This window comes from Bradyrhizobium sp. WYCCWR15520 (assembly GCF_056174665.1).
Genome location: NZ_JBWBWM010000079.1, coordinates 1 through 14,644 on the forward strand (window position 1 = coordinate 1; position 14,644 = coordinate 14,644).

At 58.2% G+C, this 14,644-nt stretch carries 13 protein-coding genes and 1 pseudogene; 7 read left to right on the forward strand and 7 right to left on the reverse strand.

The features are described from left to right. Positions 1–201 precede the first annotated feature (201 nt). Positions 202–966 (forward strand): annotated as a pseudogene (locus AC0QUY_RS40535) (IS5 family transposase). On the opposite strand, the gene AC0QUY_RS40540 reads toward AC0QUY_RS40535, so the two are convergent. The 5 genes from AC0QUY_RS40540 to AC0QUY_RS40560 all read right to left on the reverse strand — a co-directional run bounded on the left by AC0QUY_RS40540 (position 958) and on the right by AC0QUY_RS40560 (position 5,707). Continuing rightward, complete coding sequence (locus tag AC0QUY_RS40540; protein WP_245320387.1) at positions 958–1,260, reverse strand: DUF3363 domain-containing protein; 303 nt, start codon at positions 1,258–1,260, stop codon at positions 958–960. The pseudogene AC0QUY_RS40535 and the gene AC0QUY_RS40540 sit on opposite strands and share 9 nt — an antisense overlap. Continuing rightward, positions 1,211–1,360, reverse strand: coding sequence for a hypothetical protein (locus tag AC0QUY_RS40545; RefSeq protein WP_245320388.1), 150 nt, complete (start codon positions 1,358–1,360; stop codon positions 1,211–1,213). Before AC0QUY_RS40545 ends, AC0QUY_RS40540 begins: the two co-directional genes overlap by 50 nt. Positions 1,361–1,508: 148 nt before the next feature. Beyond that, positions 1,509–3,743 (reverse strand): hypothetical protein, encoded by a 2,235-nt coding sequence (locus AC0QUY_RS40550; RefSeq protein ID WP_246738298.1) that lies wholly within the window; start codon positions 3,741–3,743, stop codon positions 1,509–1,511. A 481-nt stretch (positions 3,744–4,224) separates the two neighbouring features. Further along, the gene (locus tag AC0QUY_RS40555; protein ID WP_057859056.1) at positions 4,225–4,896 is read right to left on the reverse strand and encodes a hypothetical protein; all 672 of its coding nucleotides are present in this window, start codon (positions 4,894–4,896) and stop codon (positions 4,225–4,227) included. A 61-nt stretch (positions 4,897–4,957) separates the two neighbouring features. Beyond that, the gene (locus AC0QUY_RS40560; protein ID WP_057859058.1) at positions 4,958–5,707 is read right to left on the reverse strand and encodes a P-loop NTPase family protein; all 750 of its coding nucleotides are present in this window, start codon (positions 5,705–5,707) and stop codon (positions 4,958–4,960) included. Between the two features lie 758 nt (positions 5,708–6,465). Here AC0QUY_RS40560 and AC0QUY_RS40565 point away from each other — a divergent pair. The 4 genes from AC0QUY_RS40565 to AC0QUY_RS40580 all read left to right on the forward strand — a co-directional run bounded on the left by AC0QUY_RS40565 (position 6,466) and on the right by AC0QUY_RS40580 (position 10,717). Then, on the forward strand, positions 6,466–8,343 hold the full coding sequence (locus AC0QUY_RS40565; RefSeq protein ID WP_161855428.1) for a hypothetical protein: 1,878 nt from the start codon (positions 6,466–6,468) through the stop codon (positions 8,341–8,343). Positions 8,344–8,660: 317 nt separating this feature from the next. Continuing rightward, entirely contained in the window at positions 8,661–9,020 is a 360-nt protein-coding gene (locus tag AC0QUY_RS40570) for a hypothetical protein (protein WP_161855427.1), read from the forward strand. Between the two features lie 669 nt (positions 9,021–9,689). Continuing rightward, positions 9,690–9,968, forward strand: a complete 279-nt coding sequence (locus AC0QUY_RS40575; protein WP_084031034.1) for a helix-turn-helix transcriptional regulator — start codon at positions 9,690–9,692, stop codon at positions 9,966–9,968. Then, the gene (locus AC0QUY_RS40580; RefSeq protein WP_161855426.1) at positions 9,965–10,717 is read left to right on the forward strand and encodes a HipA domain-containing protein; all 753 of its coding nucleotides are present in this window, start codon (positions 9,965–9,967) and stop codon (positions 10,715–10,717) included. Before AC0QUY_RS40575 ends, AC0QUY_RS40580 begins: the two co-directional genes overlap by 4 nt. Here AC0QUY_RS40580 and fcl read toward each other — a convergent pair. Continuing rightward, complete coding sequence (fcl, locus tag AC0QUY_RS40585; protein ID WP_161855425.1) at positions 10,692–11,645, reverse strand: GDP-L-fucose synthase; 954 nt, start codon at positions 11,643–11,645, stop codon at positions 10,692–10,694. The two genes, AC0QUY_RS40580 and fcl, sit on opposite strands and share 26 nt — an antisense overlap. Then, the gene (gene gmd / locus AC0QUY_RS40590) at positions 11,626–12,711 is read right to left on the reverse strand and encodes a GDP-mannose 4,6-dehydratase (RefSeq protein ID WP_475391508.1); all 1,086 of its coding nucleotides are present in this window, start codon (positions 12,709–12,711) and stop codon (positions 11,626–11,628) included. Before gmd ends, fcl begins: the two co-directional genes overlap by 20 nt. Before the next feature lie 470 nt (positions 12,712–13,181). Here gmd and AC0QUY_RS40595 point away from each other — a divergent pair, with 470 nt between their 5' ends. Next, positions 13,182–13,838, forward strand: coding sequence for an FkbM family methyltransferase (locus AC0QUY_RS40595; protein ID WP_057859050.1), 657 nt, complete (start codon positions 13,182–13,184; stop codon positions 13,836–13,838). Between the two features lies 1 nt (position 13,839). Next, on the forward strand, positions 13,840–13,971 hold the full coding sequence (locus AC0QUY_RS40600; protein WP_256380286.1) for a hypothetical protein: 132 nt from the start codon (positions 13,840–13,842) through the stop codon (positions 13,969–13,971). Positions 13,972–14,644: the final 673 nt, after the last annotated feature.

Consider the following 14,644-nt stretch of genomic DNA (forward strand, 5'->3'; position numbering starts at 1 on the left):
CTCGACCTTTCGGCGTCAGAGGCGCATTCTTATGGGTGTCCATTCGGTTCTCCGGGGATTGGCTAAAGCTTCGACAACTTCAGCTTCCTCGTTCAGGACCGGATGGACAACCTCCTGAGAGCTCACAGCTAGGTCGTGTGGACTCTTGGGATTCTCAAATCGGCGGGAACGTGATTCAAGGCTTTCCTTTAGGAGGAAACCTTGGGTGCCATGGACCGACTCGTTCTGAGCGATGCGCAACGGCGTCGTATCTCCGGCTTGATCATCGGTCGGCCGGACCAGCGCGGTTCGACGGGCCGCGACAACCGCATGTTTTGTCGAAGGCGCTCTATGGATCGTGCGGACCGGTTCGCCGTGGCGTGATCTGCCTGAAGCATTCGGCGAATGGAACAGCGTATTCCGGCGCTTCAGCCGGTGGAGCGCCAAAGGGGTCTGGCTGCGCATGTTTGAAGTGTTGGCAGATGATGCGGACTTTGAATACCTGATCGTTGACTCCACCATCGTTCGCGCACACCAGCACGCCAGCGGCGCAAAAGGGGGGGGCTCAAAATCAGGCCATCGGGCGTTCGCGCGGCGGCCTGACGACAAAAATCCATATGGCCGTCCGCGGCTTGGGCTGCCCGGTCCGTTTCTTCCTAACGGCAGGCCAGGCCGGCGATGCGCCTCAGGCCCAGCCGCTCATCGAGGGGGCTCCCAGCCGACGTCGTCATGAGCGAAGCGGCCTACGATTCCGATGCGTTGCGATCCGCCATCGCTGCAAAAGGCGCTCAAGCCGTCATTCCGAACAACCCCTCGCGGGCAATCAAATATCCGCTCAACAAACCACTCTACGCCGAGCGCCACCTGATCGAATGCTGCTTCTCAAAACTGAAGCGGTTCAGGCGCGTCGCAACGCGCTACGAAAAGACAGCCCGAAACTACTTCGCCGTCGTCACTATCGCTGCAGCTCTGCTCTGGTTAAGGTAATTGTCCACACGGCCTAGTCGACGCTGACTGGCCGGCGATGCCGCTCACCTGGTTGCTCAATTCGCGCTGGAGCGATGAGGACCAGGGCACGATCTGAAACCGAGACCAATGGTCGATCATGCCAAAGCGCAGCGAGGCGAGCGACAGCCTATCGGCGATAGATCCCCGCAGTCTACTCACCTGCATCAGCGGGTAATGCTCAAGCCCCATTTCCTCTGCGAGGCCTCTTCCGATGGTGTCGAGCTCACGGTGCAGGCTCTCGATCAGGTTGCGGCCAAAGCTTGACCTTGTCACCTTGACGGTAGGCAAGCCCCAGGTCTGCCAGCACATCGATCAACCGCTCCAGTGCCGCGCGGACCTCGGCACCAAGCAAGTTGAATTTCGCGTTTGCCATTTCCATTATCCAAACGCTCATGCATCATTGCGCAGGGCGTTTCCCGTCGGTGCCCTGGTCCGAGCAAGCCTATGCCACTTGCTCGCCGGTAAGACTTCTCCCGGTGCGCCGCCCCGCTGCCCCCCGAGGGTGAAGCCTAATCGCGTCTTCAACCAGCTTCAGGATAAATACGAACGCGTGAGCTGCCGTCCGTTTCCAGCAACTCGGCCCTGTAAGGCACGCCGCGAATGTTGATATACGTCGGACGCCCGGCTTGCGGCATGAGGTGCTCCCCCTCTAGTGCACGGACAAGGTAAGGCGGAAGCCAACGTTCCCTGTGCTGCCATCCCCCGCGGATAAGAAACCCAAGATCCGCTATGGGCTGACGCGATGGCCCAGCTTCATGCATCGGCCTGGCGCGAGGATGATGGATGAGACGAACGTCCGTGCGCCCTCCCGGCCCAAGAGTGGCCGAATAATGCTCACCGTTTATCGCGAACTGGCTTGGGCCGAAATGGTTCGGCATGAGATTGATGTTACTCAGTACATCGATCAGGACGTCCGAGGCCGATTGAGAGCCGTGGTGCCAGCCTTCGCCGACGATAGAGCCGATATCCAGTAGCTCCTGAGGGGCCCCTGATGGTCCAACGAACGACGGCTGTCTGGCGAGGTCAGGCGCCGGCACAGAGTGAGCGTCGTCGCGCAATTCATACGGTGTGGGCGGATTCAAATTAAGCAGCGGCCCAAGATCGCCGTAGACGTCTGCCGACGGACGCCTCGCAGATGACGGTGAAGCGGGTTCTTGCATCTGCTCTCTAAACCAATTCCAAGCGCCCGCGCTCGGGGTGGCTGGCGTTGCCGGAAGCTCCTGAAGCGAGTGCAGCTGCGGGCCGCGGTGCGGTGTGAACGAGGATGACGCGGGCTCTTGCATTTGCTCCCTAAACCAGTCCCAAGCTCCCGCGCTCGGAGTGGTTGGCGTTGCCGGAAGCTCCTGAAGCGAGCTCGGCTGCGGATCATGGTGCGGCGTGAATGAGGACGACGCGGGGTCTTGCATCTGATGCCTAAACCAATCCCAAGCTCCCTCGCTCGGCGTAGCTGGCGTTGCGGGAAGCTCCTGCGGTGATCCGGGCTGCCGAGCGCCTTCCCCGGCGAGCGGAGGCGCGCTCTCAGGAGGAGCCAGCCCCAGCGCTCTGTTCGCCTCGAGGACTTGCTGGTAACGCCGAAGCCTGAGCAAATCGGCGTCAATTTTGGAGTCCCCGGTTTGATTCCTATACTCCTTAACATCTTGGGCCAGCCCATCGTCGTTCAGTCGGCCAGCCATGGCGCCTTTTTCCCGCGTTTTCAGCCAATCACTCAGCCTGTAAAGACGGCGCGCCCGTCTATCAACCGTCTCCGGCTCAACCCTGGCTGTCACCTTTTCTGCCTCGGCCAGCATGTCGATGAGGGTCGCGTCTGTGGCATAAGGAGCCAGGCGGCGGATATCGGCGGACAAGGCGCTTCCGGCGCCGACGTGGCGGAGTTTTTTCAAGGCTGCGTTGGTGCGCCTCCTCGTAAGCGTAGAATCCTTCTTGGAATCCCTCGCGTAGGCCTCCACATCGGCATCCAACCCAGCTTCTAACTCCGGGTTGCCAATACGGTCTGCGATTGATGGCCTCCCGTTCTCGCTAAGCCAGGCGCTGAAATTTCGCAGATCGGCTATCGCATTTCTGATAGTGCCGTCGCCCACTGCTTTGCCGGTGCCGATGTCCCGCGTGAGCTTGGCTCTGCTTTTGAAGTCCTCAAACAGCTCCTCGTCCTCCTTAGGGACCCCGCGTGTTCGGCCGGGCTGCTTGGCGTAATCTACGCGAAACTTCGTTGAAAGGACCTCCTCCTGGGCCGTGGAACCGGACGGCTGTTCGCTGCGACTCGCCCCAAGCGCCTTTCCGACACCTGACTTGATACGCGACCACAGTCCGCGACTCTTACTGTTCTTCGTCTGAATTGCAGGCTGCTCCTCAGATCGCAAAGTGTAATGCGCACTGCTGAACAGCTCATCCCGAAAATTGGACTGCGACGGTAATTGAGCCGAATCTCGAAAGTGAGTTCGGGGGATTTCTACGCTGTGGCGCGTGCTGCTGAACGAGTTGTCCATCAGCGGGGAGTGTGGCGGCATCCTCATCGAACCGCCGAGGTCAGTGCGCCGGATTCCTCCACCGCCCTTTTTGGGACTTTCATCAGGAGAACTTGACGTAGCGGAGCTCTCGCCAGGCGAACTGAGTTGCAACTCGCCCATCTGCTGCTCAAAGCTAGCTTGCTCGCTCGTATCGCCCGATTGCTGCCCCGCGCGCGACTGCTGATAGTACGCTTGCGCGAAGCCTTCCACATCAAAATCAAACAGGTCAAAATTGTTGTTAGTCCGCTCCATGGCACCTCACTCTCATACAAAAGCTCGCATCTGGCGCACGGCAGGCTGATTGAGTGGAAGCGGTGGAGCCTTCGGATTTCAACTGTCGAAGCTGAAGCAACTGACAGATCGACAATCATTTGCCGCGGACCGAGACCGTCGCCACGCTCCTCCGATTTCCGAGATTAAGCAATCGGGTGTTCATTTCCCTTATGACGGATGACACCGCCGTCTAGATATCGACGTTCTCATGCTAGGAGAGTTACCTGTTGAGAAGCTGACGAATCTCAGAAGATCACAATGAGCCAATGGCGACTGCGTTGATTCTCAGAAAGCTGCCGTGTACTCGCTAGCTATTTTTGGCCCAAGCCACGCACGAGGCCTTTTCGATACGAAGCGGGCAAACGGCCTTGCCGACTGCTCGGACATTATGTCTGCGAGCGATACGACCAAACTTGAAGAACACTTATATCGCGCGAATTCTTCACATGCGGAATCCGACTCAAGACGACGGCTGTAGCATCGCCATTGATTCGAGATCGCGGAACATGACGTAGTTGCGCCAGATCCACTGATGCAACTCGCTGGAGGAATCCTTCTCGTTGCGCAGATATCCTGTGAATGAAAAGCTCAGTCGGTCGACGTAGGTCTTTAGAAATACTGGCAGCGCCGAAAAGCGGAGTACACGCGCGCCATCCATGACTTCAGGTAACTCGCCGCGCAGCATGAATTCATTGTGGATGGTGATCAGCGCTCCGGACGGAATCCGCCGCCTCAGCATCTCATAGCTGCGCAAGGAGATGCGGTCGGTACCGGCCACGAATAGGACGACGGGGGCAACATGGCAGCGGAGCGCCTCCCTGATGAATCCGATCTCCTCGCACATCTTGAAGAATTCATCAAAGGCATGGAAGCCGAGATCGATTACCTTGGCCACCCGGTCGTGCAGGATAAGCCGGTCCATCAGCTGCATCTTGCCGTATGTGTCGATCACATCCGCCGTCTCAGTGATGTTAGGCAGGTAATCGACCAGTGACGGCTCCTTCAGGTTGATGTCGAACGAGAGCGCAGTGCCGTTCTTCAGCAGTAAGAACTCGCTCATGAGGCGAGAGACGAGGGTCTTACCGACCTGCGGGCTAGGCGAGCAGATGATGTAAACGGGCGTAGCTAACATTGGCATTACTATTAAGCGAACTTCATACGCGGCTTAGCCCGTTCAATCGACGAACGATCGACTATTTTTCACCGCCGCGTGTTACTGACTTGGCGCCGGCCAAGTCGGTCAAGTTAATGCGATCATATTCGCGCCAGACATTCGCGAGCCAGTGCCGAACATAGCCGCGCAGAACGAAGGAGTGGTTCGCGGCCTCGTCGTTCCGATTCTTGTTGGCTACAAAGTTGACGAACGGGACGGAAGCAACTTCGACCTGCTCATAGGCCATCTCGTTGAGCTTAGGGATCGTCAGCTCGGTCGCGTTCTTGATTTGCTGGAAATAGGAGTTGTAGGTCGACTGGTCCCACTGGAAGAATTGAGTGTCGTTGATGAAGTTCTTGACCAGAAAGTACTTTGCACCACTCATGAAACCAGCAGTCTCGGCGATCTCGTCCAGAGAAGCGATGGAGGATCCCAAGATATGGAATACGGCAAAGGTGATCTGGCCGGACCGAGCGGCATCCAAAAAACCGATGTCGCGCAAGGATGCCAGTGCCGGGGACAGCAAGCCTGCGCGGGCGTCGATCACGGTGACAGATAGCCCTGAGTTCAGTGTGTCGAAGATCTTCATCTGATCCGCAGTCGTGGTCATGTCGACGATCTCGGTGATCTCGGGGTGGAAGCGCTTCAACGTTCCTCGCGGGGACTCGGTATCGAATGCGCGTGTCTGCACGTTATTGGTATTGAAATAGTCCAGAAGCGTTCGGGATACGGTCGTCTTGCCAACCCCACCCTTGTCCGCACCCACCACAATCACGACTGGCTTTGTCACGTAATTCTCCTCAAGCACTTGCTACGTCCGACCGCGACGTGTGCGATCGGCAAATGTCTGCTTTGGATGCGAACATGGCAGAAACAAGGGATACTGGAATCTTTGACGAGTCACCAACGTGATCGGTGGGGATTTGTTAACGCCAGGCAATCAGTGACGCTGGAGTACGGACGACAAGTTGCTGTGAGCGGTGTTCCACGTCAGGTTTGTGAACAGGTCGTCCGCGGAAAAGCCCGACTGGGACAATGAGATCACCGCGACCACCATCCAGCAGTACGTCCCCACTGTATAGATAAGCATCAAATAGCTTGAAACTCACGTAGCGTCAGGTTGTAGTCTTGGAGATGACCAAGGCTCACCGCGCAGGCGACTATGCTCATTTGAGAAATCAATTCGAGCGGCATGGCTTGCGAAGTCGACCTTCTCGCTTGCGGATGATGACCGATTCAGCTTGTGCCAGGATGGGAAGCGCTTTCGCCGGTTATTGGAATGACACTGAAAGAGAGCAAAGTCGCAATGTGGCTTGGGAGCGTCGGATAGTTACGATGCTGAATGCTTCCTAATGTAAGTTGCAATTGCGCAGGTCGCACACCGCCAGCGCAGCGATCAACTTATCAGAAGCTCGGGAACAGACGCTTCCACTGCAAAGGACAATCTTTGTCCGGCCGGTGTTCCGGCCCGGAGAAAGCGCCGCTGCGACGGTGTAGCAGCGCAGAGCACCCCTGGTGTGATCTCGTAATGACGTTGTGTACGGTCTGATGAAACTTAGTGAAGCGCTAAGCGAGATTGGTCGAACTCGCCACATCGGTGAATTCTCAGCTGTAGTGCTGAAGCACGACAAGCAGCTGCGGATGGTGGACCACGCAACCTTTCTGCAAAAGGCCGCCGCGGATTTCAAATTTCGATTTGTGGCATGCTTCGAAGAAGACATCCGCGCCGGGAAATCGATGGGGTACGCTACGACATGCAACGCGGTGAGCCGGCAGGCCGGAGGTCAGGCAGGTATCCAAGCTTGCGAGCGCATAGCTGCATGTATGTCTCGGCTTGATTACGCTCTGATTAAGGAAGTCGGGCTCAGAGCCCTTTCGTTGTTCGCATCATCATTCGGTCGACACTCAAGGGTGGCGGAATGCCGTAGTGCAACGATCAGAATCGCCGAATGTTGTCACGATGAAAGCCGAGCGCTTCAGGAGTTGAACAGCCAAAGTCTAGGATTGCTGGTGAACGGTTTCAGCAAGTGGCCGGAAGAGGCGGCCTCTCGCCAAGCCGCGAGCGCGATCGCGGGCGAGGTGTTTCGCCGTGCAAATCGCCATGCCCGGCTCTCTGAGTTTACCTCGCTGGGACTGGCGAACCTGGTCAACGGTTTCAGCAAGTGGCCAAAAGAAGCTGCCTCTCGCAAAGCCATATTCGCGATTGCGGGTGAGGTCATTCGCCGCGGTGACCGGCTGTCTCATTTCAATCAGCAGGACTTGGCGAAACTGGTGAACGGTTTCAGCAAGTGGCGCGAAGCGGCTGTCTGTCGCCAAGCCACAGTGGCAATTGCGGGTGAGGTCCTTCGCCGAGGCGACCAGCTCTCTCATTTTAATCAGCAGGACCTGGCAAACCTGGTGAACGGCTTCAGTAAATGGCCGGAGGAGGCCTCTCGGCAAGCCACAGTCGCCATCGCGGGTGAGGTCCTTCGCCGTCCCGGCCGGTTCTCTGATTATACTCATCAGGGACTGGCGAACCTGGTGAACGGTTTCAGCAAGTGGCCAGGTGAGGCGGCCTCTCGCCAGGGCACAGTTGCGATCGCGGGCGAGGTCCTTCGCCGAGCCGCCCGGCTCTCTGACTTAACTCAGCAGGGACTGGCGAATTTGGTGAACGGCTTCAGCAAGTGGCGCGATGAGGCGGCCTGTCGCCAAGCCACAGTCGCGATCGCGGGGGAGGTCCTTCACCGTGCACCCCAGCTCTCTCACTTTACTCACCCTCACTTGGCGAACCTGGTAAACGGTTTCAGCAAATGGCCGGAGGAGGTGGACTCTCGCCAAGCCACAGTCGCTATCGCGAGCGAGGTCCTTCGCCGTGTCACCCAGCTCTCTGACTATACCCAGCAGGATCTGGCGAATTTGGTGAACAGTTTCAGCAAGTGGCCGAAACAGACGCCCTGTCGCCAAGCCGCAGTCGCGATAGCGGGTGAGGTCCTTCGCCGCGCGGCCCGGCTCTCTGGGCTTACCCAGCAGGACCTGGCGAACCTGGCGAACGGTTTCAGCAAGTGGCCGGAACAGGCGACCTGTTGCCGAGCCACAGTCGCTATCGCGAGCGAGGTCCTTCGCCGTGCCGCCCAGCTCTCTGATTATACCCAGCAGGACCTGGCGAATTTGGTGAACAGTTTCAGCAAGTGGCCGAAAGAGGCGCCCTGTCGCCAAGCCACAGTCGCAATCGCGGGTGAGGTCCTTCGCGCCGTCCGGCTCTCTGAGTTTACCCAGCAGGGACTGGCCAACCTGGTGAACGGTTTCAGTACATGGCCTGAAGAGGCGGTGTGCCACCGTGCGATATTGGACATCGCTAGAGAGCTAGAAGGCCAATATTTCAATCACGATTCCTACAAAGAATCGCAGCAAGGAAGCAGAGATACGCTGGATCAAGCGAGTGCCTAGGAACTCCAGCAGCGCCTGCGAAAGATCAGCAACGAGGTTGCACACTGCCAAGGACATCCGCCCACTGGGGAGCCGAAAGGGTATTGCACGTAGCGCAAGCACACCCTTTCGGCGCGAGCTGCCGAGCCCAGGATGCCCGAGATCACCACGTCGCCTACTGCATGCTGCGTAACAAGCGCCCGGTTTGCGCGAAAGTATTTTGCGTGCCGCGCGTCAAGGGGTAGGGGCGCTGGCTTTTGGATTTGTGGAGGCGTCGCAAGCGAAAGTTTGGCGCGACGACTACTATCAGATAATCAAGTCCGATGAGTGCGTGCCCATTGGGGCATTCGGTAAACGCCAATATCGCCGTTCTCAACGGTATGATGGTTAATGAGAACGCCGAAGAAGCTATGCGTCGAGTACTCGATGGTTTCAAGTTCTTCGGCTATTCGATCGCGCATTATGCGGTGTACGGCGAACACCGTCCGGGGCGCACGAATTTGTGGCGGCACTTCCAAATGATCAAAGACGAGATGAAGCAGACGCCAGGCTCAGGCAGCATCGGGCAACCTAGGAGCCTTCGCGAGCATCTTATGAGGTATGCTGATGTCGGTATCGACCAGATGATCTTTATCCCGCAGTGCGGAATGAATAAGCACGAGCATATCTGTGAGGCACTCGAGCTTTTCGCCAAATGAGGTCATGCCTGCTCTGAAAGAACGGGAAAACGAGCGCGCCCGACGTAAAGAAGAGGAGCTGGCTCCCTACGTAGAGGCGGCACTTGCCCGCAGGCTATCGATGCCTGAGCCGAGCGAGGCGGACATCCCGAATGTCGAGGCGATAATCGTGCTCGAGCGTTTTAAAGGACTACGCCGCGGCGGGAGGCACCTTCGCGGACCCGACCCGCGGAGGCGCCATTCCGATGGCTTCACGCGAGTCCTTCGCCAAGTCGACCAATGTCGACGGATACCACCACGATGGGATCTGCCCGAATGGGCGGGTAGGTTAGTGGCCGGCAGCCATCGAGGAAATCGGCCCTCGCTCACAGTCCGAAAAAGCTTGTGTGCTGGCCGCACCGCGCCGCTGTGGTGGGCTGATTGCCGCGGAACTGCGATCAGGATCAGCGCGCGCGAAGCGCGATCACTCCCATGATCGTGGCGGCCGTCTCAAGTTAGCGCCGAACAGACTTGATAAGATTTCCCGACCGGTAAATTTGACTGTCCCGCAGCCAGTTCTGAGTAGATCTTTTCCCGGTCGGGAAATTTTGTCCGCCGGAACCCAATCCTTACCGGGGTTTTCCCGGTCGGTAAATTCAGGCTTCCTGCACGCCCTGCCGGGGCTAATATTCCCGCTCGGGAAAGATGATCATGACCATCACGACCACCTCAGAACTCGGCCAGACGATCCGGAACCGGCGGACCTCCTTAGGTCTCCGGCAGCAGGACCTCGCCTTGGCAGCGAACGTCGGCGTCCGGTTTATCGTCGACATCGAGAATGGCAAGGAGACAAGCCAGGTCGGTCTGGTCCTCCGCCTGCTGCAGGCGCTCGGCATCCGGCTGACGGCGGAAATGAGCCCTGTGCCGGCGGCTCGCTCGGCCAGCGAGGAATCCGAAACCTTCGACCCTGATAACTTCACGCCTTCATGACGACCAAGCCGAAAGCGGGCGGCGCCGGCGAGACCCTGGAAGTCCGGTGCGGCGACAAGCTCGTCGGGCTGCTGCGCCGGCGCTCGGACCAAATCCAGGACATCGAGTTCGTCTACGATGAAGCGTGGGTGAAAGGATCCTCGGGCGTTCGCCGTCTCGACCCGCATGCCGCTCACTCAGCGCTGGTGAAGCGCTACGACCGCGAGCCTCACGGGCGCAGCCTCCGCAGAATCCATCAGGAGGATTTCTGTCAGGCCACGGGGCACATCCCATCGACCAAATACGAATCCAATCTGGCGACCAAGCTGCGTGGGCCTCCCCTGAAAGACTGCTTTGACGTCCTGCGGAACACGCAGGCAGGCGCCTTCAACGCCGCCCGCTTCGTCGATTTCTTAGTCTTCAACGTTCTCTGCGGAAACGTCGATGCGCATTCGAAGAACTATTCGCTGCTGCTGCAGCCGAGCGGCGCCGCCTCCATGGCGCCGCTCTACGACGTCATGAACGGCGACATTTATCCGGACGTCACGCGAAACCTGGCGATGAAGATCGCCGGCAAGAACCGCGGTCACGACATCTACGCCCGACATTGGCATCGGATGGCGGAGGAAAACCACCTTTCCGGCGCGCAGGTGAGGTGGCGCGTCGGCGAATTGTCTCAGGCTGTCCTCGATGCGCTGCCGTCCGTCGTCGAAGAGTTGAACGCGCGCCTCGCGCGGGGCGGGCTCAAGCGTTTAGGGCGTGCTCGCTGAGGAACGCCTGATAGGCAAGCCGGATGCCGTCTTCGAGCCGCGTCGTGGCACGCCAACCGAGCTTGACCAACCGGCTGACGTCGAGCAGCTTGCGCGGGGTGCCGTCGGGGCGCGGGGTGTCAAAACTGATCTCGCCGGCGTAGCCGACGGTTGCCGCGACCACGCGTGCGAATTCGGCGATCATGATGTCCTCGCCGGTGCCAATATTGACCAGTTCGTGATCCGAATAGGTCTTCATCAGATGAATGCAGGCATCCGCGAGGTCGTCGACATAGAGGAATTCGCGCCGCGGCGTGCCGGTCCCCCACACCACGACCTCCTTGGCGCCGGACTGCTTCGCTTCGTGGAAGCGGCGGATCAGCGCGGCGGCGACATGGCTGTATTCGGGATGATAATTGTCGCCACAGCCGTAGAGATTGGCCGGCATGACATTGATAAAATCGGCGCCATACTGGCTGCGATAGGCCTCCACCATCTTGATGCCGGCGATCTTCGCAATTGCATAAGGCTCGTTAGTCGGCTCCAGCGGGCCGATCAGCATAAAATCTTCGCGTAGGGGCTGCGGCGCGAGCTTGGGGTATATGCAGGACGAGCCCAGGAACATCAGCTTCTCGGCGCCATGGACGTGCGCGGCGTGGATCACGTTCGCAGCGATCGCCAGGTTGTCGTAGAGGAATTCGGCGCGCAGCGTGTTGTTGGCAACGATGCCGCCGACCTTGGCGGCAGCGAGAAACACCACCTGCGGACGGTTGTCGGCGAACCATTGGTTGACCGCCGCCTGGTCGCGCAGGTCGAGCTCATTGCGGCTCATTGTCAGCAGTTCGACGTCTTCATGCGCCAGCCGGCGCACCAATGCGGAACCGACCATGCCGCGATGGCCGGCGACGTAGATCGTCTTGCCCTTCAGCTCAAACGGAATGCTTGCCATTGGCTACCTCCCGCCGCGCATCCTCTAGGTCGCCTGCGACCATTTCCTTGACCATCTGGGCAAAGGATATCTTGGGCTTCCAGCCCAGGTTCTCCCGCGCCTTGCTGGGATCTCCGATCAGAAGGTCGACTTCAGTGGGCCGGAAATAGGTCGGATCGATGCGGACCAAGGTCTTGCCGGACTTCACATCGACGCCGGCCTCCTCGACGCCTTTGCCGCGCCATTCGATACGGCGGCCGACCTCGGCGAACGCCAGTTCGACGAATTCGCGCACCGAACGGGTCTCGCCGGTCGCCAGCACGAAATCGTCGGGGGCATCGGCCTGCAATATCCGGTGCATGCCCTCGACATAGTCGCGCGCATGGCCCCAGTCGCGCTTGGCGTCGAGGTTGCCGAGATAGAGCGTGTCTTCCAGGCCGACCTCAATGCGGGCGACGCTACGGGTGATCTTGCGGGTGACAAAGGTCTCGCCGCGGATCGGGCTCTCATGGTTGAACAGGATGCCGTTCGAGGCAAACATGCCGTAGGCCTCGCGGTAATTCACCGTGATCCAGTAGCCGTAAAGTTTGGCGACGCCGTAAGGCGAGCGCGGGTAGAACGGCGTGGTCTCCTTCTGCGGCACTTCCTGGACCAGGCCGTAGAGCTCCGAAGTCGAGGCCTGATAGAACCGCGTCTCCTTCTCCATACCGAGAATGCGGATTGCTTCCAGGAGCCGCAGCACGCCGATGGCGTCGGCGTTGGCGGTGTATTCCGGGCTTTCGAAGCTGACGCCGACATGGCTCTGGGCGGCGAGGTTGTAGATCTCGGTCGGCCTGATCTGCTGCATCAGCCGGATCAGGTTGGTCGAGTCGGTCATGTCGCCGTAATGCAGCAGGAACGGCACGTTGCGCGAATGCGGATCCTGATAGAGGTGATCGATGCGCGCGGTGTTGAACGAGGACGAGCGCCGCTTCACGCCGTGCACGGTGTAGCCAAGGCCGAGCAGATATTCGGCAAGATAGGCGCCATCCTGCCCGGTGACGCCGGTGATCAGCGCCACGCGCCGCTTTGAGTCCAGGGCCGTCATTCTCTCTCCGGTTACGCGTAAGGGAGGGCCGTCTTTTGCGAAGCCTAACTGAAAGTCGATTCAAATTAGGCAGTAGGTCGCAGAGTCAGCATCGACCTGGCATTCAATGCTGGAGCCTACCTTTTGCCTTATGCTGTGGTGCGATTGCGACGAGCTACTTTGATTTCGGCAGCAATGACATGGTACGACGCGCCTGTTGAAGAGCCCGCGATGCGCCGGCGACCGCATTTCAAAAGGCACGAGTTGATCGAGTGGCGCGCATAATCCATCCGCTTATCGTTACGCCGGCACATGCACTATATATACATTGATATACATTGCGCAGGAGGGGCGTGCGTGTAATCGAGAATTCAAAGACAAAGTTCAACGGACCTCAGCGAGCCCCTGAGTAGGCAGCTGCCGAGCGCTCCAAAAGTTCTCGACAGGACTGCCGCTTCGGCAGGGCCTCCTCTAAGAGAGTGCATATTTCCATGGAACCCACATCTTCCTTAACAGTACATCAGCAGATTGTTGGTCTTCTTCAAAAGCCGGATCCCGTTATCTTGGACATCGGCTGCAACGACGGAACCGATACGCGAAAGTTTCTCGAGCTCTGCCCGCAGGCTCAGCTCTACTGCTTTGAGCCAGATCCCCGAGCGGCTGCTCGCTTCAAGAAAAACATGGATCGGTACCTCGACAAAGTGAAGCTATTTGAGATCGCGGTCTCCGACCGAAATGGCAGGATCGATTTCCATCCAAGCAATGGAAATGGAGATGCGAAGGACTGGGATCTCTCTGGCTCGATACGCCGGCCCAAGAATCATCTCGTGGAATATGAATGGGTTCGGTTTGATCATCCCATCTCAGTTGAAACTCGACGCTTGGATGACTGGTGCAGTGAGGCGAAACTAAAACGCATCGATTTCATTTGGATGGACGTGCAGGGAGCCGAGTCCGATGTGATCGCTGGCGGCAGGCATAGCTTGAGCAACACGCGCTTCATCTACACTGAATACAGCGACCAGGAGCTCTATGAAGGGCAGAAGTCCCTGCAAGCAATTCTTGACTTGCTACCATCGTTCGAAGTCGTGACGCAGTATCCCCATGGAGCCGAGGGTGATGTCTTGCTTAGGAACACGAGCCTGTAGAATGAGCTTTGAGCGCGTGTACAAGGCCGCCGAAGACATGGTCGGCCACGGCCAATATGGGCGAACGCTGATCGTACTTACTTGCAGTTCGGTCGGCGAGCAGGATCACGACGAAGAGGATGAACAGAACTGATCGAGAGATGGACGCCACGGTTCCGGCTCCTCAACTGCCTGCGATCAGCTCTTCGATAAGAACTGGAAAGCTCCCTTGAATGGATACCAGAACGTGATGCTGTCCTTCGATATGCGGACAGCCATATTTTTCTCCCGCCCAGTTCTAGACAAACTGAAAATAGGTGTCGGGTGTCGGTGAACCGCTTCGAAGTGCTTTAAGTCCTGTTCGCCGGCGGGAGTTCTTCATCGCTGGTGTCGCGGATTTCGCCTCGGAGGCCGCGAACTCCTTTGTCGGAGATCGCGCTTCAGAAGTCGCCGGCAACAGCGGCATACATTCTTGGCTACGCTTTGCGGTAGGCCTTGATAACGGTCTTCCGGCGGTCTTCTTGCGGAGCGACTCCATATATTGGGGGAATAGTGGATCGCTTCACCGCACTTATTTTCCTAAAATCGGCCGCTGCCAATGACAACCATCCGCTTTGCCTCCTTTATGCAGATAATTTCTTAAAACCATGGTTGAAACGCTATCGCAAACTAGGTGACTGGCACGAGGCATGGACACTAATGATCTTCCCCCGAAAAAATGGACAGGGTTAAGCTGCTTTTAGCTCCATCTCGATCGGGCTGATAAAGCCGATGGCGGAGTGACGACGAGTCCGATTGTAGAAGCCCTCGATATAGGCAAAGATATC